This is a genomic window from Paenarthrobacter nitroguajacolicus (assembly GCF_007786235.1).
Taxonomy (GTDB): domain Bacteria; phylum Actinomycetota; class Actinomycetes; order Actinomycetales; family Micrococcaceae; genus Arthrobacter; species Arthrobacter nitroguajacolicus_A.
On record NZ_VNFK01000012.1, the window covers coordinates 141147 to 158275 of the forward strand.

General features: G+C 63.2%; 16 protein-coding genes. 10 read left to right on the forward strand and 6 right to left on the reverse strand.

What is annotated here, in order from left to right:
* Nucleotides 1-7 precede the first annotated feature (7 nt).
* A complete protein-coding gene (locus FQP90_RS15740) occupies nucleotides 8-1192 on the reverse strand; it encodes a hypothetical protein (protein ID WP_144652012.1) in 1185 nt (394 codons plus the stop codon).
* Nucleotides 1193-1226: 34 nt separating this feature from the next.
* On the opposite strand from FQP90_RS15740, the gene FQP90_RS15745 reads away from it, so the two are divergent.
* Together FQP90_RS15745 and mptB are read left to right on the forward strand one after the other, a co-directional pair.
* A complete protein-coding gene (locus tag FQP90_RS15745) occupies nucleotides 1227-2120 on the forward strand; it encodes an SGNH/GDSL hydrolase family protein (protein ID WP_144652013.1) in 894 nt (297 codons plus the stop codon).
* A gap of 172 nt (nucleotides 2121-2292) precedes the next feature.
* Nucleotides 2293-3894 (forward strand): polyprenol phosphomannose-dependent alpha 1,6 mannosyltransferase MptB, encoded by a 1602-nt coding sequence (gene mptB / locus FQP90_RS15750; protein ID WP_144652014.1) that lies wholly within the window; start codon nucleotides 2293-2295, stop codon nucleotides 3892-3894.
* Nucleotides 3895-3943: 49 nt separating this feature from the next.
* Here mptB and FQP90_RS15755 read toward each other — a convergent pair whose 3' ends face one another.
* From FQP90_RS15755 to FQP90_RS15765, 3 genes are all read right to left on the reverse strand, one after another.
* On the reverse strand, nucleotides 3944-5326 hold the full coding sequence (locus FQP90_RS15755; protein ID WP_439898658.1) for a glycosyltransferase 87 family protein: 1383 nt from the start codon (nucleotides 5324-5326) through the stop codon (nucleotides 3944-3946).
* Nucleotides 5226-6530, reverse strand: a complete 1305-nt coding sequence (locus FQP90_RS15760; RefSeq protein WP_144652015.1) for a glycosyltransferase family 87 protein — start codon at nucleotides 6528-6530, stop codon at nucleotides 5226-5228. Before FQP90_RS15760 ends, FQP90_RS15755 begins: the two co-directional genes overlap by 101 nt.
* A 111-nt stretch (nucleotides 6531-6641) precedes the next feature.
* Nucleotides 6642-7748 carry an EAL domain-containing protein gene (locus FQP90_RS15765; RefSeq protein ID WP_144652016.1) on the reverse strand — a complete coding sequence of 369 codons (1107 nt, stop codon included), beginning with the start codon at nucleotides 7746-7748 and terminating at the stop codon, nucleotides 6642-6644.
* Between the two features lie 171 nt (nucleotides 7749-7919).
* On the opposite strand from FQP90_RS15765, the gene FQP90_RS15770 reads away from it, so the two are divergent.
* Complete coding sequence (locus FQP90_RS15770) at nucleotides 7920-8738, forward strand: CPBP family glutamic-type intramembrane protease (RefSeq protein WP_144652017.1); 819 nt, start codon at nucleotides 7920-7922, stop codon at nucleotides 8736-8738.
* A gap of 26 nt (nucleotides 8739-8764) precedes the next feature.
* Here the strand turns inward: FQP90_RS15770 and FQP90_RS15775 are convergent, their stop codons facing one another.
* A complete protein-coding gene (locus tag FQP90_RS15775) occupies nucleotides 8765-9334 on the reverse strand; it encodes a MarR family winged helix-turn-helix transcriptional regulator (RefSeq protein WP_144652018.1) in 570 nt (189 codons plus the stop codon).
* 79 nt (nucleotides 9335-9413) lie between these two features.
* On the opposite strand from FQP90_RS15775, the gene idi reads away from it, so the two are divergent.
* The 6 genes from idi to FQP90_RS15805 are packed head-to-tail and all read left to right on the forward strand — an operon-like array spanning nucleotide 9414 to nucleotide 15147.
* On the forward strand, nucleotides 9414-9968 hold the full coding sequence (gene idi / locus FQP90_RS15780; protein WP_144652019.1) for an isopentenyl-diphosphate Delta-isomerase: 555 nt from the start codon (nucleotides 9414-9416) through the stop codon (nucleotides 9966-9968).
* Entirely contained in the window at nucleotides 9965-11050 is a 1086-nt protein-coding gene (locus tag FQP90_RS15785; protein ID WP_144652020.1) for a polyprenyl synthetase family protein, read from the forward strand. Before idi ends, FQP90_RS15785 begins: the two co-directional genes overlap by 4 nt.
* A complete protein-coding gene (locus tag FQP90_RS15790) occupies nucleotides 11047-11952 on the forward strand; it encodes a phytoene/squalene synthase family protein (protein ID WP_144652021.1) in 906 nt (301 codons plus the stop codon). Before FQP90_RS15785 ends, FQP90_RS15790 begins: the two co-directional genes overlap by 4 nt.
* Complete coding sequence (crtI, locus tag FQP90_RS15795; protein WP_144652022.1) at nucleotides 11949-13601, forward strand: phytoene desaturase family protein; 1653 nt, start codon at nucleotides 11949-11951, stop codon at nucleotides 13599-13601. Before FQP90_RS15790 ends, crtI begins: the two co-directional genes overlap by 4 nt.
* Nucleotides 13601-13951, forward strand: coding sequence for a lycopene cyclase domain-containing protein (locus FQP90_RS15800; RefSeq protein ID WP_144652023.1), 351 nt, complete (start codon nucleotides 13601-13603; stop codon nucleotides 13949-13951). The genes crtI and FQP90_RS15800 overlap by 1 nt, the downstream gene beginning before the upstream one ends.
* The gene (locus FQP90_RS15805) at nucleotides 13948-15147 is read left to right on the forward strand and encodes a prenyltransferase (RefSeq protein WP_144652024.1); all 1200 of its coding nucleotides are present in this window, start codon (nucleotides 13948-13950) and stop codon (nucleotides 15145-15147) included. The genes FQP90_RS15800 and FQP90_RS15805 overlap by 4 nt, the downstream gene beginning before the upstream one ends.
* Here the strand turns inward: FQP90_RS15805 and FQP90_RS15810 are convergent.
* A complete protein-coding gene (locus FQP90_RS15810; protein WP_208760026.1) occupies nucleotides 15142-15663 on the reverse strand; it encodes a MarR family winged helix-turn-helix transcriptional regulator in 522 nt (173 codons plus the stop codon). The genes FQP90_RS15805 and FQP90_RS15810 overlap by 6 nt on opposite strands.
* A gap of 111 nt (nucleotides 15664-15774) precedes the next feature.
* Here FQP90_RS15810 and FQP90_RS15815 point away from each other — a divergent pair, with 111 nt between their 5' ends.
* Nucleotides 15775-16596: a tryptophan-rich sensory protein gene (locus FQP90_RS15815; protein ID WP_144652026.1), complete on the forward strand. Its 822-nt coding sequence runs from the start codon at nucleotides 15775-15777 to the stop codon at nucleotides 16594-16596.
* Nucleotides 16597-17129: the final 533 nt, after the last annotated feature.

Consider the following 17129-nt stretch of genomic DNA (forward strand, 5'->3'; position numbering starts at 1 on the left):
CCCGGTCTTAGCTGGGCTCCTTCGTGTTGACGACGAAGTTCGCAGGCACCGATGCGATGCCATTTGCCTGGACCACCACGTAGTGCTGCCCTGGGTAGTACGTGCGGGTTGTGATGGGGCGGAAGGAATGTGACTTGGTGACAGTGACCGTCTCACCGGGTGCGATCCGGCGGGATGTGAGCTTGAAAGTCTTGGCGTTTACCGTTCCGTTGGCGCGCTGGAAACCGATGGAATAGTCAATCGCTGCCGTTGCGGGCTCGGAGCCCTCATTCGATACCTCCGCTGTGAATTCCACGGTTCCGTCCCATGGGATGGCCGCGTGGAGGATCCGGGGCTCCATGACCACGAGCCGGCCACCCGAGTAGCCAAGGAGCGCGAGTGCCTCTGGGTTGCCTTGTTTGACCAGGGTCCTGAGGCCGTGACGGACAACCTTGGCCGTGGAGGCATCCGGCTTCCCTGACCAACGGCGCGCCGTGGCCACCACCAGCAGTGGATCAATCCGGCTTAGATCGTTGAGATGGTTTGCCGCGGACCGGCGAACGTAGTCGGAATCGTCCTGGAACGTGGCATCGAGGATCCCCTGAGTCGCCGCTGGATTGGCCACCAGCCAAGGAACTCTCTTTGCCCATGGCAGGTAGGCCCGGGAGCCCTCCGTTGCGAGTCGGCGGACGTTGTGGTCGTGGTGGGTCGTCCACGTTTGCATGGTCGCGATGGCTCGTTCCGGCCGGGCAGCTATGAGGTCACGGATGGCGAACTCTCCAGTGAGCCGGACAGTCAGGCGGGAAAGCACGGCGAGTGCGGCGTCGAAGTCGTCGGGTGCCCCGGATTGGAGGGCCCTGCGGGTCACCACTTCGGAAGCCGGCCAGACCATCCACCCTGTAAACCGAGGGTCGTCGAGGGCATCGAGAAAGATCCGCTCAACCGAGGAGTAGCCTGCCGGAAGGTCTTGGAGCAGCGCGTCCCTGACGACATCTACGCGCTGCCGGAGGCGTTGCCCGTCAAGGGACTGGCGTGAGAGCTCCATTGTTGGCAGGTCCACGCCGGGCCCGGTGCCCATGAGGATGGACCGCAGTTCGCTCACCACACTGGAATTGATCAGCTCATCCATCGCGCCCATATTTTCTCCTTCGCCGGTGCTGTCATCGTAGGCGATGGGACGGACACCCAAGATGCGCACAAGAGCGTCAGGCATGGCGCAGTGCGATGAGTAAGCGCACTATGGGGGGATGAACGCCTCCAGCGCCGATGGTTGGGCGCAGGGAGGTTCCGGTAGCTTCGGGCCTGGCCTGCACCCCTGGAGCCGCTATGTGGCGATGGGCGACTCGTTCACCGAGGGCGTGGGTGATCCCGAGCCGCGCAGCCCCGGCGGCCTGCGTGGCTGGGCGGACCGGGTGGCAGAAGAACTGAGCGTCGGACACCCGGATTTCGCCTATGCGAATCTCGCCATCAGCGGCCGGTTGCTCCGGCAGATCCTCGATGAACAAGTGGCTCCGGCACTGGCCCTGCAGCCCGATCTGATCACCCTCAACGCCGGTGGCAATGATCTGCTCTTCCACAGGACCGATCCGGACAAACTTGCCTTGGAGTTGGACGCCGGAGTGGGAACCTTGGCCACCACAGGGGCAACCATCCTGCTGTTTACCGGTCCGGACTGGGGCGCCACGCCGGTGCTCGGCCGCACCCGGGGCAAGGTGGCGATCTATAACGAGAACATCCGTGTGGTGGCCGCCCGGCATGACGCCATAGTGGCGGATCTGTGGGCATTGCGTGAGCTCACGCACCCGCAGATGTGGGACGCGGACAGGCTTCACTTCTCCCCGTTGGGCCAGCACGCCATCGCCATCATGGTCCTCAACGCCCTGAACGTCCCGCACTCCCTCGAACCAAAGACCCCCAAGATGTGGCCGGCGCGGAGTTGGCGAGGGGCAAGAACGGACGACATCATCTGGGCCCGTGAGCACTTGGTCCCGTGGGTACTCAGGCGGCTCACCCAGAGGGCTGATGGGGACCGGCAACCCAAGCGACCGGAACCAGGACCGGTCTTTGGGGCCGGCATGCCTCCGGGGACCTACGTTGGCCACGATCCCCGCACCATCGTTGAACCGGACGGCTCTCCATAAATTGGCCTGATTGGGTGCCCGCGCATATGCAGTCCGTCACCCTTTGCCGCGCCTGTGGTGGTGTCGACAGGATCGACGCTAAAATTTCACTTGCCGCAAGTACAAGCTCTTGGGCATCAACCGCGCTCCTTTTCTTGAAGCGCCATACCTTGAGTGGGGGAACCGACCAGTCATGACGACAGGCAGCACCCCCGGCCCCGGTACTTCTCCAGCGACCAACGAATCATTCTCCCCCGATACCAAGGCCGCAAAGCCTGCAGCCACCGCGGGAAAGCCCGTGGCATATCCTGCAATCTGGCAAGGATTCCTGGGTTCCCTGTTCATGTTTGCCGGATCCATTGGCATTGGATGGATCGCCAACGGATCCCCCATGATCCGCCACCCCATAGTCATTGCCCTGCGCACCGAGGGTTGGGGCGTGACGATCTCAGCTGTCCTCCTGACCGTGGGAGCCATGCTGCTGGTCCGCTCGTGGCTGCGGTTGGGTCAAAGGATGGGCAGCTGGGAAGGGAATTCCCTCAAACCTATTGTTGCCGCGATTGGAGCCTGGTCCCTCCCGCTCCTTTTCGCCGTGCCTGTCTATTCACGGGACGTTTACGCGTACATAGGCCAGGGCCGGTTGATGATGGAGGGGCAGAATCCCTACGACGTCGGCATCTCAACACTGAGCAACTGGTTTTCCCTCGGCGCAGATCCAGCATGGGCGGAAGCCCGAACCCCGTACGGGCCCTATTTCCTGTGGATGGCGCACGCCGTGGTTGGCATTACGGGCGCACAGCCGGACGTATCCGTGCTGTTGTTCCGGCTCCTGGCAGCAGGCGGAGTGCTGTTGTGCGTCCTGTACGTGCCCAAGCTGGCCGAACTCCACGGAATCAACGGCGCCCGCGCGCTGTGGATTGCCGTAGCCAACCCGCTCTTCCTCATCAGCTTTGTTGCCAGCGCCCACAACGATGCCCTGATGGTGGGCCTGGCTGTGGCAGGCACGTACTTCGCCGCCACCAAACGGCCTATCCTGGGCATCCTTTTGGTCACTGCTTCCATTGGGATCAAACCGGCCACAGTGCTTTTGCTGCCATTCATTGGACTCATGTGGGCGGGCGCTGGAGCGTCGTGGCCGCGCAAGTTCGGCATCTGGGCTGCCACCGCGGGCATCAGTTTCGCTGTATTGGCAGTCAGTGGACTCCCTTACGGGCTGGGCATGGGCTGGGCATGGGCCATCACCGATCCAACGCCCGGGTTCACAGGCTACTCACCGTCGGGCTTCCTGGGCCAACAGATAGAGTTCCTCGGCAACGCCTTGGGGCTGCCGGGCAACGCAATGGCAGACATCCTGCGCGCAGCCATGAAGTGGGGCGCCGTGGGGCTGGTCCTGCTGTTGATGTTCCGGGGAGACCATTCCCACGTGGTGCGGCGCATGGCGCTGGCCTTCGCAGCCATGGTGCTGCTCTCCCCGATCATTCAGCCGTGGTACATCCTGTGGTTCGTACCGTTCCTTGCCGTGACGGGGATCAGGGACGACTGGCAGATGCGGTGCCTCTACGTTGGCGTGACCTTCTTTGTGGTGTTCGGCGCGCAGGACCAGCTGTCGGTATGGTCGTTCGTTGAGGTCTCCGTAGACTTGTCATCCCTGGCGTTCGCCATTGCCCTGCTGTTCGCGTTCTACCTGGTGTTCCTGGACATCCATACACGCAGGCTGCTGGTGCAAGGGAAGATATCGCGCTGGGTGGGGCAGACCGACCGGCGGTTGCTCCACCGGCCCCCAAACCTCCGCTAGACGGGAACCTCCGCTAGACGGTGAACCTCCGCTCAGCCCCGAACCTCAGCTACAGGGCCTTCTGCTCCACCGGTTTGCGTCGTCCCAGCTCCACGGTCCGTTGCACCGACCACCACAGCAGCACCACCAGCAGGACATTCCGGGTGGTGAGCACAGCGGCCATGACCGGGTGCGCGTGGATGAGCGGGGTGTAGAACAGCGGATAGATCACGAACGTGGTCATGGCAATGGCCATCAGCAAGGTGGCAGGCACCTTCCAGCGGTTCCAGTCGTGGGTCAGGCCGGCGACGATCACCGGGGCCAACCAGATGATGAACTGCGGCGAACCCACCTTGTTGAACACGATGAACGCCGTGGTCATCATCAGTGCACCTTCAAGGAAAAGTTCCTCGCGCTCCGCACCGCGGTTGAGCGCACGGATCAGCAGGATCGCACCGGTGATCGCAGCCACAATCAGCAGTGGCTGCATCAGGAACGCTGCGACGTCGGCGCCGGGCCCGTAGACCTCCGTGGAGTTGATGGCTACGTTGTCGGCCATCTTGGAACCGGCGATGTTGAAAACGCTGAGCCATACCCAAGGAGTGGAGAACGTTGCCTCCAGTTGCATGCCGCGTTCGCCCTGGTTGATCAGGAAGTCCAGGATGTGGCTGAAGCCACCGGTGAGGTACGTTCCGAAAGCCACGACGGCGGTGACGCCCGCCCCGGCGGCGACCATCTGGAGTCGGTTACGGCTTGCGATGATCATCGGCGCCAGGACCGCTGCGGGCCATACCTTGATCCACGTCGCTACGCTCAGCAGGACGGAGGCGATCACTGGCCGTTGGGCGGCACACAGCAACGCGATCAACACAATGGGCGCTGTGATGCCCTCAACACGGGCAAAGCTGAGGTAGCCCATGAACACGGTGAAGAACAGCCACCACCATGCCGGCGCAATCCCGCTGACCCGCCGGGGCCCCCGCGTCAGGTACCAGAGCCCCAGCGCGTTGAGGGCCGTGATAATCAGCGTCCACACCAACAGGTACAGGTCCGGTCCGGCAATGCCGGCCAGGAAGATGGGGATCTGTGCCAGGACCGGGTACACCCAGGGGCTGATCTTTCCCGTGAGGCTTTCCGGGTGGTAACCCTCCATGGCCCACTGGCGGTACTGCTCAGTGTCGCTGAAGGTATCGCCGTGGAGGAAGAACGAGGCCATCCAGCACAGGAAGAAGATGTGCACGGCGGCAAAACCCCACCACACGCTGGCGGGCCGGGCGAACCACTCTACGACTGCAGGTGGCAGGACGCGGCTGCGGATACGGACCAGTCGGTCGAAAAACGTCGCGGAAATCTTACGGCTCCTTGACCACTGGCTGGGCCACAGGGGACGGCTTCCTGCCCAGCGAGTACAAACGGCGGGCGGACCAGAAGAGGAGCACCACCAGCAGCGCATTCCGGATGGTCAGTACTAGCGCCATCCAAGGATTGTTGTGGCTCAACGCATCGTAGAACAGCGGGTAGATGAAGAACGTGGCGCCGGCGATCGCAATCAACATGGTGGCCGGGACGCGCCACGCTTTCCAGTTGTGCGCCAGGCCCACCGCAACAGCCGGGGCAAGCCACACCATGAACTGCGGTGATCCCACTTTGTTGAACACGATGAAAGCGGTCACCAAGGTGAGGGCACCGGACAGCAGGAGTTCCGTGCGGTCCACGCCTCCGCTGAGCTTTCCCTGATGGAGCGCCCAGAACGTCAAACCGGCCACGGCGGCCGCAGCCAGCAGCAGCAGGGGCTGCATCAGCACGGACATGAACGCCGTGCCGGGCCCGTCAACCTGCATGGAGTTGATGTCGGTGTTCATGTACATGCGGGAATCACCGATCCCCAGGACCGACAACCACAGCCAAGGCGTGGTGAACGTGGCTTCAAGCTGCATGCCGCGATCGCCCTGCTGTGTCAGGAAGTTCAGCAACTTGGGGACGGCACCTACGGTAGCCGCGAGCGCCACCACAACCGCCGTCGTCGCAATTCCTGCGGCCACTACGAGCAAACGGTTCTTGACCACGGCGAACAAGGCCAACATGACAGCAGCGGGCCACACCTTCATCCACGTGCCAATGCTCAGCAGGACGGACGCCACGAATGGCCGGGCCACACCATAGACCAGTGCCACGAGGACGATGGGAGCCGTCAAACCATCAACGCGGGCGAAGCCAAGCCAGCCCATCAGGAGGACGAAGCTCAACCACCACCATCCGGCAGGGATGGCTTCACTGCGCCGGCCGCGGTCAGTGAGTTTGAGCATGGCCCAGCCGTTGAGGACGGTGGTCAGCAGTACCCAGAGGAAGAAGAAAGGCCCGGGGCCGGCCACTGCGGCCAACCCCATGGGAATCAGGGACAGGATGGGATAGACCCAGGGGCTCGGGCCACCTGAGAGGTTGGCGTCGTTGAAACCAGCCAACGCCCATTCCCTGTAGATAAAGGTGTCGCTGAACGCTTCACTCCTGAAGGACAGCAGCGCTGCGAACACCAAGAATCCCAGGTGCACAACGATGAAGCCCCACAACAGACCCTTCGGGGAATTGATGCGTGCCGCCAACCTCGCTGGGATTGTTCTACCGCGAATTTCCGCGAGCATGCTGAAAAAACTATCCATCAACGTGGAACTTCCTTGCTAGGTGGGTCCCTGCTCAGCAGTCCCCAGATTTCTTGGGACCGAAAAACCCCCGCATGCTACTTTACGCGAGTCATCCAAAAGCAGTGGCAGCTAGCCTGCGGGCTGAGCCTCCGATTGCGCCCGGATGCTCCACGCCGACCAATCCAGCGGATGGACGGAGGGCCGTCCCAGGAGGTATCCCTGCGCCGCCGTGACCTCCAACGCCGTGACTTCCTGGAGTTCCTCCGTGGTTTCGATGCCTTCGGCAATGACATCGGCGCCAATCTCCCGGGCAAGCTCAACGATGGCCCTGGCCCGGATCTTCTGCCCTTCGTTGCCTTCGATGCCCTCAATGAGATGGCGGTCCAGCTTGATGATGTCCGGCCGCAGTTGCTCAATCCGGTCCAAGGAGACCAGGGCTGCTCCGGATGCACTGATGGCCAACCGCAGCCCCAGGGCCCGCAAGGGTCCCAGTCCGTCGCGTCCGGTTTGGCCTTCCACGCCGGCCAGGCTGCCGGTCAGTTCAACAATGATCCTGTCCGGGGCGAGGGCCGCCGCAGCCAGCAAGTTCCGTACCCGCCGGTCGCTGGATGTTTCCGGGGTGAGGTTCAAAGCAACCGACATGTCCTCGGGAACATCGTGCGCAGCCGTCAGTGCACAGTGCAGCGCAGCGATCTCCAGCTCGGTCCCCAGGCCGGCTGCTGCAGCCTCGCTGAACCAAACATCGGCGCCAGCACCATCTTCACCGACGAAGCGTGTCAGCGCCTCCACGCCAACCACGTCGCCCGACGGCAGCGCGTGGACTGGCTGGAAAGCAGTCAGCAGGAGCTTGTCCGCGAGGATCGCCTGGATGCTCTCCCGCACTTCATGGCTGACGGGGATGGAAACGGTTCGGGCTGCGTCCGAGGATTCCAGATGCAGGCTGGCTGGCTCAAGCCCTACAGCGACTTTGGGTGTTGGCGCCGGATTCTTGCGTGTTTCAAGGAGGTGCTCCAACAAGGCGCCCTCAGGATCGTCGGGACGGGCCTCAACCAACTCGCGGAGCTTGTTCCTGACGTCCTCGCTGCCGGGGTCGGAATCGGCCAGGATGGACTCGATGATGTCCGTGACCTGCTCGCGCATGGTCATATCCTCAGCGATCGGCAGCGCTTCGCCGTCACCAGCGCGCGCGTGGTCCGCACCGTCGCGCGGTGAAAGGGAGCCCTCTTCTTGAGCCATCGACTATTCCTTTATGTGTATCCCCCGCTGGCTGCGCCAGACAACGACCACCCACGAACATGTGGGCCTTGTCACGAATCTTACAGAGTAAAAGTTGCGCGCCGGTCATCATGGAGCCTTCCCGGCTCCGAAACCGTGTCGCTGGGCGCTTCGCACTGACATGCTGGAGGGGTGACATCCCTTTCGACGGAAATGCCCCGTACCGCGCTCAGTTGGAAACTGTTGCCAGCAGTGTTGCTGTCGCTGTCCGGCATTCCGCTCTTTGCCCTTGGCAACGAGACGCTGGGCTACGGCCTCTTGGCCCTCAGCGTGGTGACCGCCGCCTTCATTGACCACCGCCTGATGCGGCACCTCATCCTGATCGCGGCCGGCATGACCATCTTCAGCTTGGTTCCGCTGAATGCCGACCTGAGCACCGGGCATATGGCCCTCATGGGTGGGGCCTTGGCCCTGGCCGTCTTGGTTCCCTGGCTGGTATCGCGGTTTGCCTACAGGGAAGACATCATCAAGTTCCCGGTGAACACCAGCCGCAAATGGCCCCTCGCCGCAAAGCTCTACCTGATAGGCGTCGTGGCGCTGGGTTACTTCATCCTGCCGTTCTATCTCATCAGCACAGGGGTGTACCAAAACTGGCCGGACGCCTCCGATCCTGAGATCTTCTGGCGGCTCTTCCTGGGCGTCAACGCTGTGGGGATCTGGGATGAACTGTTCTTCATCTGCACCACGTTCACGCTGTTGCGGCAACACTTCCCGGATTGGCTGGCCAATCTCCTGCAGGCGGTGGTTTTTTCGTCATTCCTGTGGGAGATCGGATACCAATCGTGGGGTCCCCTGCTGACCTATCCCTTCGCACTGCTGCAGGGCTACACCTTCAAACTGACCAAGTCGTTCACGTATGTGGTGTCCGTGCACCTGCTTTTCGACTTCGTGCTGTTCCTTGCCCTGGTGCATGCGCACAACCGTGACTGGCTGCCGATCTTCCTGTACTAGCACTTCCCTTACCAGCCGGCTGGGCCTTACAAGCCCGCCCAGGCTTCCTCGGAAACTTCAATTTCCTGTGCCATGTCGTCGAGGAACCGCATCACAGTTTCGCGTTCCGCAGGCGTCAACCGCGCTGCCGCCAGGAAGCGCTTGGCCTGTTGACGCCCGACGGTACGGACGGCAGCCTCATGCGTTTCGGTGGTGATGGCTATCGCGAGCGCCCGACGGTCGGAGGGGTGGGCGTGCCGCGTGATGTGTCCCGCGCGTTCCAGCCGGTCGAGCAGCTTGGTGGTTGACGCCGTCGAAATGTGAAGGTGGGCGGCTATGGCGCCTGGGGTGGCGATGACGTCATGGTTGGCGCAGACGATCAGGTAATGCAGCGCTCGCATGTCCGATTGGTTGAGCTTCATGTATCGGAGGGAGGCGTCGGAGAGGCGTTGTTCGGCTTCGCGCAGCCTCCCCAGCGCTGCCATCACGTCGCTGATCTGCTGGATGTCGGCGTCCGAGAGCCCTGACCGGTCCACGAGTTCCTGATGCGGATCATTGGAGTCCAGGTGATAGATGCCCGAGGAGACCGAGGCGTCGATTTCTTCAGAACTGGACATGCTGAGTATGTTACACCCAACTTCCTACATGGTAGCCTTTCTTCTAGCTTATCTAGCAAAGTTTGAGGGAAGGCGAAAAGTGAACGCGACAGAGATGGTCGTCCTTCTTGACGACGCCGGGAACCCTATCGGTGAAGCTTCCAAAGCGGGGGTGCACACCCTGGATACCCCACTGCATCTGGCTTTCTCCTGCTATTTGCTCAACGACTCCGGAGAAGTCCTCCTGACCCGCCGGTCACCGGAGAAGAAGACGTGGCCAAGCGTGTGGACCAACAGTTTCTGCGGTCATCCCGGGCCGGGCGAAGAGTTCGAAGACGCCATCATGCGACGGGCGCAGTTCGAACTTGGCGTGGATGCCAACAGGATCGAACTGGTCCTCCCCCACTTCCGGTACCGGGCCATTGATCCCACCGGAATTGTTGAGAATGAGATTTGCCCTGTCTATGTCGCCCGGATCAGCGGAGCACTGCAGCCCAATCCCTCCGAGGTTGCGGACTGGGCCTGGATTTCACCGGCGGTGCTCGCAGATGCCTTGGAGCACTCTCCCGCCGCCTTCAGCCCATGGCTCGGACTGCAGTTCCCGCAGCTCCTTGAGGCGCAGGCACTCCCGCTCGTCGCGGGAGCCGGGGCATGACCGTCACCTCAGGCTCACTGCGAAGCCGGACAGACCTCTGCACCGCCATCGAAACCGAGCTCACCGGACTGATGGGAAAGAGGGCCAGCGTCGCCACGACCTACGGACCCGATTTCACCCGCCTTTGGGCCATTGCCGGCGAGAACGTCCTGGGGGGCAAATTCGTGCGGCCCCTGCTCCTCATGGAAACGTACGACGCCCTGTACCAAGGAAGTTCCGGACAACGCGAGACCGCCATCAGCATCGCCGCCTCCATTGAGCTCCTGCACTATGCCTTCCTGCTCCACGATGACGTGATCGACGGCGACCTCGTCCGCCGCGGGCATCCCAACCTGATCGGTTCCCTGCTTGCCGAGGCCGGCGAAATCCCCCGCCCCGACGGAGCCCTCCACTGGGCGCAGACCGGTGGCATCCTCATGGGCGACATGCTGCTCGCCGCGACGCACCAATCGTTCGCCCGAGTGGACCTGCCCCACGAACTTCGCCTGCGGCTCCTCGACCTGCTGGAACACACCATCAACGAAACCGTTGCGGGCGAACAGCTGGACGTCGGCCTCGGCGATGGAATCGTGGCTCCTGAACTTGAGACCATCCTGATGATGTGCGGCTACAAGACCGCTACCTACACCTTTGAGCTCCCGTTGCGCGCAGCCGCTGCCCTCGCTGGCGCGGATTTCGCCGTCGAGAACGCGCTCGCCACCGCCGGCCGGCATCTGGGGCTCGCCTTTCAGCTGCAGGACGACCTTCTGTCCACCTTCGGGGACCCGCAACGCCACGGCAAGGATCCCTATTCGGACCTGCGCGAGGGCAAGCAGACCGCCATCATTGCCCACGCCCGGTCCACCGCCTCATGGCCGGACATCGAGCCCTTCTTCGGCAGGCCGGAACTCAACGGTGCGGAGGCCGACCACGTGCGCCGGCAACTCACTGATTGCGGGGCTGAGAAGTTTGTCCAGTCCCTGATAGCAGAGCAGCTGCAGGCTTTCAATGACGTACTGGCCAGCGCGGAATCGCAGGTCCCACCCAACGCCCGCAACGTCCTGGTGGACCTCGCCGGGCAGCTGGAAGGACGGCAGTCATGAGCGTAGCCGCTGACACTTCCTTCATCCATTTCACCCGTACCGCCGAGCGCGCTGCGAACCAGGTCATCGCTGCGTACTCCACCTCATTCGGCCTCGCCTGCAAGCTGCTCGGGGCCAGGCACCGCCAGCACGTCCGGAATATCTACGCTTTGGTGCGCGTGGCCGATGAACTCGTTGACGGCGTGACGGCCGAAGCGGGCCTGAGCTATCAGGAACAAAGCGAAGCCCTGGACCACTTCATTGATGAGACGCACCGGGCAGTGAAGCTGGGCTACAGCAGCGACCTCATCATCCACGCCTTCGCCCAAACAGCCCGGGTTGCCGGAATCGAGCAAGACCTCATCGATCCCTTCTTCGCTTCCATGCGTACGGATCTCGGTGAGCGGAGCGCAGCGCCGGCGGCGCCCCTGCGCTTCGATTCCGAGGCGCACCAGGGCTATGTGCACGGGTCCGCCGAAGTGGTGGGGTTGATGTGCCTGCGGGTCTTCATGCGGGATGAAAACATCGACGACGGCGACTCCGCGGCTTTGGAGTACGGCGCCAGCAGGCTGGGCGCTGCTTTCCAGAACATCAACTTCCTCCGGGACCTGGCCGACGATACGATCCGGCTCGGACGCAGCTACCTCGGCACCACGGACCACCTTGAGGACCGGGAACGCATGGAGTGGGTCAGGACCATCCGGGCCCAGTTGGCCGATGCCAATGCCGTCATCCCGTTGCTGCCTCGTGACGCGCGCGCTGCGGTTCGGAGTGCACTGGCCCTTTTCGCCGCACTGACCGACAGGATCGAACAGACCACGGTGGACGAGCTGTACCGCTCCCGCGTCCGCGTTCCGGACAGGGTCAAAGCAGGCTTGGCCGCCCGCGCCGTTGCCTCAACCTGGATGGAGCTGCACCGATGACCCGGACAGTAGTGATCGGCGGCGGCATCGCTGGGCTAGCCACCGCCGCCCTCCTCGCCCACGAAGGACACGAAGTCCAACTCCTTGAGCAGCGTGACCGCGTTGGCGGGCGCGCCGGCAGCCTCGAGCGTGACGGATTCCGCTTCGATACCGGCCCCTCTTGGTACCTCATGCCCGGCGTCTTCGACCATTTCTTCGAGCTCCTCGGCACCAGCACCGCGGAACAGTTGGATCTGCGAACCCTAAGTCCCGCTTACCGCATCTTCAGCGAGCCAAACCACGACGGCGTGCGGCCGGATCCGCTGACCGTTCCGTTGGGCAGCGAACAGGTTTTGGACACCTTCGAACGGGTGGAGCCCGGCAGCGCAAAGGAGCTCTCCGCCTACCTTGCTTCTGCCCGGCACACCACCGACATGGCTGAACGCTTTTTCCTCTATAACCCCTTCACCAAATTGAAGGGGCTGCTGCATCCGGAGGTGGTACGGAGCTTGCCCAAGCTTCTGCAACTCCTTGCCACCCCACTGGACAGGTACGTTTCCCAGCGGTTCCAGCACCCGGTCCTCCGGCAGGTACTGGGGTACCCGGCGGTCTTCCTTGGTACCAACCCTTCAGATGCGCCGGCGATGTACCACCTGATGAGTGCGCTGGATTTGGGCGATGGCGTGCAGTATCCGATGGGTGGGTTCTGGGCTCTCGTCGAGCGGCTCGAGGCATTGGCCCTTGACGCCGGCGTGCGGATCCAGACGGGTGCGGAGGCCCTTAGGATCACCACCCGCGAAGCAACGCACATCAAAAAACTTGGACGCTTTGACGGCCTGAACCTTCCCGCCGGCATCTCCGGCAAGGACAGCCGGGAGGTCACGGGCGTGAAGTGGCGCGACGCCACCGGTGCCGAGCACTACAGCGTGGCCGACCTCGTGGTCTCCGGCGCCGACCTCCACCACACCGAAACCCAGCTGCTGGGCGTCAGGGACCGGAGCTACAACAACAAGTATTGGCGGAGCCGCACCAGCGGCCCGGGCGCAGTCCTGGTGATGCTGGGGGTCAAGGGCGAACTCCCCGAGCTGCCCCACCATTCTCTGTTCTTCACCCGGGATTGGGAGGCAAACTTCGCCTCGATTTTCGGTGAAGAGCCGAGCATTCCGGATCCGGCATCCATCTACGTCTGCAAGCCGAGTGCAACGGATGCCGACGTCGCTCCGCAGGGACATGAGAACCTCTTCGTCCTGGTCCCGATCCCTGCCGACCCTGCCCTGGGAGCGGGCGGTCCTGAAGGCAGCGGCGATCTCCTCATCGAGCAGGCCGCCGACGCCGCCATCGACCAAATTGCCCAGTGGGCCAACATCCCCCACCTCCGGGAGCGCATCGTGGTCCGGCACACCATCGGCCCGGCCGACTTCGCCCGCGACTACAACTCCTGGCGTGGAGGCATGTTGGGCCCCGCCCACACGCTGCGGCAAAGTGCCATGTTCCGGGCCCAGAATGCCTCCAAGCGTGTTCGCGGCCTCTACTACGCCGGTGCCACCACGGCGCCCGGCGTCGGTGTCCCCATGTGCCTCATCAGTGCTGAATTGGTTCTGAAGCGGATCCGCGGCGACCACAGCCCCGGCCCTGTCGCCGCAAGGCCAGTAGCCAGCAGGATGGGCTGATGGGTGTTCTGTACCTGCTCTCACTGCTGCTCGGTATCACGTGCATGCTGCTTCTGGACCACCGCTTCCGTTTGTTCTTCTGGCGCGACGCCAAAGCAGCGGCGATCGTGACCGCCGTCGGGGTTTTGTTCCTCCTCGCCTGGGACCTGGCCGGTATCGGGCTGGGAATTTTCCTGCGCGGCGAAGGCACCATTGCCACCGGGCTGCTGTTAGCTCCCGAGTTGCCCATCGAGGAGCCGGTGTTCCTGATTTTCCTGGTGCTGTGCACGATGGTCCTGTACACGGGCGCCCGACGGCTCCTTGAACGGCTCCCCGCGCGGCAGGCCGAGCGGGAGCGGGAGAACGTATGACGTACTTATGGCTTGCGCTCGCTTTCATTGCGGCGGCAGTCGTTGCCGGCCTGGCCTTCGCCCGCCTCGGTGCGCGGCACGGCGAGACGGCCAAACACTGGAAAGCCGTTGGTATCGCGTTCGCCGCCTTGGCTGTGCTCACTGCGGTGTTCGACTCGGTGATGATCGGCATGGAGCTTTTCCACTACGACCCCTCGCACATCCTCGGGCTCAAGGTAGGACTCGCACCCCTTGAGGACTTTGCGTACCCGCTCGCCGGCGTGGTTGCGCTTCCCGGTTTGTGGATGTGGCTGACTCGCCGACGGGGGGCTGGAGCAAAGTCCAACCTCAAAGGCCTCGTTCCACAGGCAGTGCTCGCGTCCCGACCAGTCAGTTGGATCAATACCGCCTACCCGTTTGCAGCGGCGATGCTCCTGACCACCCGCGAGATCGACTGGGTCCTGATCGTGGGCACGTTCTATTTCCTGATTCCCTACAACCTGGCCATGTACGGCATCAACGACGTCTTCGATTATGAGTCGGACCTCAAGAACCCGCGCAAGGGTGGCATCGAAGGCGCGCTCCTTCAGCCGCACCTGCACCGGCCAATGCTGTGGCTCGCGGTCATCACCAACGTGCCGTTCTTGCTGGTGCTCGCCTTCGCGGGCGGACCCACCACATGGCTTGCCGTGGGTGTGAGCGCATTCGCTGTGGCGGCCTATTCCGTTGCGGGGCTCCGCTTCAAGGAACGCCCGGTCTTGGACTCGCTGACGTCCAGTACGCACTTCGTGAGCCCCGCCGTCGTCGGTTTGGCGTTGGCAGGTGCCGACGTTACGCCAGGGCTTCTCATCCTGCTGGCCGCGTTCTTCCTGTGGGGAATGGCCGCCCACGCCTTCGGCGCCGTCCAGGACATCGAACCCGACCGGCAGGCCGGCATCGGCTCCATAGCAACAGTCATCGGAGCCCGCCGCACGGTGCGGCTCGCCGTCGTGCTCTGGCTTGTTGCCGGGCTCGCCATGTTGGCGACGCCATGGCCCGGGCCGTTGGCGGCCATCATTGCCGTCCCCTACATCGCCAACTGCGCACCCTATTGGAACGTAACGGATACGACGGCGGCACGCACCAATGTGGCCTGGCGCCGGTTTATCTGGCTCAACTACGGTTCAGGATTCCTGGTGACGCTCATCTTCATCCTGCAGTGGAGCCTCACGTCATGATTGGGACGGTTCCTCTGGCTCTTCATCGATGGTGTCCAGTGCTTCACGCATGTGCTGCAGGAAATTCACCACGATCTGCGACTCGTCCGGGCTCAGCGCACAGGCCGCGTCCAGCATCCGGCGGTGCATTCCACCCAGGGTGTGCCGCACTTCCTGATCGGATCCCGGCGTCGCCTTCAGGATCAACGCGCGACGATCGGTGGGATGGGGTTCGCGGCGAATATGGCCGGACTCCACCAGGCGGTCGATCAGCGTGGTCATGGACGCCGACGTTATCCCGAGCTTGTCGCCCAGATCCTTCGGCTTCATCACTTTCCCGGCGGCCTCGGCTTCGAACAGGTAGCGCAGTGCCAGCAGGTCCTTCTCACCCATTCCCATGGAAGAGCGGGTGCGGCGACGCATCGCCTGCTCGGAGGCGCGGTAATCCCGGAGGGCGTTCAGCACGTCAATGGCAATGGCCTTCTGACCTGGGTCCTTGCCGTACCAGTAGCCCTTTGCGTGGCCTTCCGAGTCCATCCAATGTTCCTTCGATAAGCGTAAAGCTTGATTCACTAGCATTTTGATACTAGGTCACCTACCTCGCGAATGCATGACACCGCACATCCCACAAGGAAAGAGGCTCTGCACATGGGAACAGGAAGCTCGGATTTCGCCCGACAGATCACCGTCACGTTGAGCCTGGTGGTGTGCATCGTTGGTTCGATGATCGGCGTCGGAGTGTTTGGCGGAACCCCCATCGCCCAGGCCGCCGGCGGCGCCTTGGCTGCGGATTCCACCCTCCTGGCGCCCGCCACGCCGGCCTTCTCCATTTGGTCCGTGGTGTACGCCGGGCTTGTGGCTTACACGGTGTGGCAGTGGGTGCCGTCCCAGCGGGCCAATTCGCGCCAACGCTCGCTCGGGTGGATCGTGGCTGTGTCCATGATCCTGAATGCGGCCTGGATTCTGTCCGTCCAAGCCGGTTGGCTCTTCGTCAGCGTTCTGGTGATCCTGGCGCTGCTGGTGACCCTGGTGTTGGCGTTCCTGCGCTACAGCCAGACCCGAGCTGCTTCCTGGGTTGAGGCTGTGGTGGTGGATGGAACCTTGGGGTTGTACCTCGGCTGGACCAGTGTGGCCGTGTGCGCCAACATCGCGGCTGCTTTGAAGGCTTCTGGTTTCTCCGGTTTCGGCTTCCAACCGGAAATCTGGTCGGTTGCCGTGCTGGTGGTGGTCGCGATAGTGGGGATCGCCTTGGCTATCAGGGGCAGGGGGAGGCTGGCATTGGCCGCAGCCATCGCATGGGGACTGGTGTGGATCACGGTGGGCCGCAGCGCTGCCGCCCCTGAATCATTCCCGACGGCGATAGCAGCCGCCGTCGCTGCTGCTTTGGTCCTCGGCGCTGCGATCACCGTGCGGGCTCGGACAGTGATGGCTGGGGTTGGGGCTGGGGCCGGGGCTGCAGCTCGGCGGTGACGCGGCGTCGGCGGTGACACGGCGGTGTTTGTTCCCCCGCGGTGTTTGTTTTCCGCAGTGTCCGTTTTCCGCGCGGCGCAGGGGCGGGGACCTAGCTCCCGGTTGAGTCCCCGCCTTTGTTTGCCACACGCACCGCAGGGCGGCGGGCGGGGCGGAAACGGTCCGACTCGTCGACGGCTACGAGGCCCCGACGGACGCACCTGACTAGCTGCTTTTTCCTGACGTCTCGGGTTTTCCACGTAGGGCAGGTTGTCCACATAGGTCGGTTGGGGTCTGATGGTGTTTCGTGCTGGCTGGAAGAGTTGGGGCATGGAGCTGATTCGGGACGGGCAAGCGGGCGCAGACGCAACGGGCGTAGACGCAACGGGCGCGGCGCTTGCTCATGTTGCGGGTTGTTGGTCCAGTGCTTCGCTGCCGCGGGTGTCTGATCTCATCACTCTCCTGCGCTCCGTTCCCCTGGGTGTGGGCAGTGGTGAGTTGGTGGATCAGGTCCGGGGGTTGGAGGAGTTGAAGTCTGCCATCACTGGGTTGCA

What these genes read in the sequence shown, in the direction of transcription:
- FQP90_RS15765 (WP_144652016.1), bottom strand. Translation starts at nt 7,748, where the DNA reads ATGGCTCAAGAAGAGGGCTCCCTTTCACCGCGCGACGGTGCGGACCAC.
- FQP90_RS15800 (WP_144652023.1), top strand. Translation starts at nt 13,601, where the DNA reads ATGGGTGTTCTGTACCTGCTCTCACTGCTGCTCGGTATCACGTGCATG.
- mptB (WP_144652014.1), top strand. Translation starts at nt 2,293, where the DNA reads ATGACGACAGGCAGCACCCCCGGCCCCGGTACTTCTCCAGCGACCAAC.
- FQP90_RS15740 (WP_144652012.1), bottom strand. Translation starts at nt 1,192, where the DNA reads ATGCCTGACGCTCTTGTGCGCATCTTGGGTGTCCGTCCCATCGCCTAC.
- FQP90_RS15775 (WP_144652018.1), bottom strand. Translation starts at nt 9,334, where the DNA reads ATGTCCAGTTCTGAAGAAATCGACGCCTCGGTCTCCTCGGGCATCTAT.
- FQP90_RS15745 (WP_144652013.1), top strand. Translation starts at nt 1,227, where the DNA reads ATGAACGCCTCCAGCGCCGATGGTTGGGCGCAGGGAGGTTCCGGTAGC.
- FQP90_RS15805 (WP_144652024.1), top strand. Translation starts at nt 13,948, where the DNA reads ATGACGTACTTATGGCTTGCGCTCGCTTTCATTGCGGCGGCAGTCGTT.
- FQP90_RS15785 (WP_144652020.1), top strand. Translation starts at nt 9,965, where the DNA reads ATGACCGTCACCTCAGGCTCACTGCGAAGCCGGACAGACCTCTGCACC.
- crtI (WP_144652022.1), top strand. Translation starts at nt 11,949, where the DNA reads ATGACCCGGACAGTAGTGATCGGCGGCGGCATCGCTGGGCTAGCCACC.
- FQP90_RS15755 (WP_439898658.1), bottom strand. Translation starts at nt 5,326, where the DNA reads ATGCGCTGCTGGTGGTGCTCCTCTTCTGGTCCGCCCGCCGTTTGTACT.
- FQP90_RS15810 (WP_208760026.1), bottom strand. Translation starts at nt 15,663, where the DNA reads ATGGACTCGGAAGGCCACGCAAAGGGCTACTGGTACGGCAAGGACCCA.
- FQP90_RS15790 (WP_144652021.1), top strand. Translation starts at nt 11,047, where the DNA reads ATGAGCGTAGCCGCTGACACTTCCTTCATCCATTTCACCCGTACCGCC.
- FQP90_RS15760 (WP_144652015.1), bottom strand. Translation starts at nt 6,530, where the DNA reads ATGGATAGTTTTTTCAGCATGCTCGCGGAAATTCGCGGTAGAACAATC.
- FQP90_RS15815 (WP_144652026.1), top strand. Translation starts at nt 15,775, where the DNA reads ATGGGAACAGGAAGCTCGGATTTCGCCCGACAGATCACCGTCACGTTG.